An 802-nucleotide genomic window follows, 5' to 3' on the forward strand; every position below is an offset into this window, starting at 1 on the left:
TGCCCGCGCCGTTCGGCCCGATCAGCGCATGGCGCTCGCCGGCCGCGATACTCAGCTCGACGCCGTCGAGCACGGTCTGCGCACCGAAGCGCTGCACGACGCCATGCAGCGCGATCGCGTTGCCGTTCATCGCCGGTCCTCCCGCTTGCCAGGCTGTGCACCCTGCGCGAAGCGCGCGCGCCAGCCCCACAGCAGCGCACCGATGCCCGCCGCCGAACACGCGACGGCCCAGCCGGCCGGCGTATCGGCATCGATGCCCCACGCACCGAACGCGAGGCCCGAGCCGTCGTCCTGCGCGAAGCGCCATGCATAACCGAGCTCGGCCGCGCACACGACCGCGATGCCCCAGAACACGCACGCGCCGATGCCGCACAGCAGGCGCCACCGCTCGGCCCCCGGCGCGCCGCGCCGCAACGCGTGCGCGACCGCTTGCGCGATACCGGCGATCCCGCGCGGCGCGGCCACGACGATCACGACAAACAGCACGCCGAGATACAGCGCCCACGCGCGCGACACGCCCGCGACGACGACGCTCAGCGCGGTCAGCACGGCGGCCCCGGCCGCCGGCCCGAAGAACGCGCCGGTGCCGCCGATCACGGTCGCGATCAGCACGGTCGCGGAGCGTGCCATCGACACGCTGTCGGGCGTCGCGAGCTCGACGTCGATCAACGTCAGTGTGCCGGCGATACCCGCGAAGAACGACGCGCAGGTGACCATCGCGAGCCGCACGCGGCGCGGGTCGGTGCCGAGCGCGGCGACGCGCGCCGGGTTGTCGCGCACCGCGTTCGCGAGCCGCGCGAGC

Annotated in this window: 1 protein-coding gene and 1 pseudogene; both read right to left on the bottom strand. The window is 74.6% G+C overall.

The annotated features are described in order from the left end of the window. A pseudogene (locus L810_RS49565) lies at positions 1-220 on the bottom strand (ABC transporter ATP-binding protein); the annotation flags it as partial. After that, positions 127-802: ABC transporter permease subunit (locus tag L810_RS43595; protein ID WP_042978526.1), on the bottom strand; the 676-nt coding region annotated here is incomplete at its 5' end. The pseudogene L810_RS49565 and the gene L810_RS43595, both read right to left, overlap by 94 nt.

This window comes from Burkholderia sp. AU4i (assembly GCF_000466765.1).
GTDB lineage: Bacteria > Pseudomonadota > Gammaproteobacteria > Burkholderiales > Burkholderiaceae > Burkholderia > Burkholderia cepacia.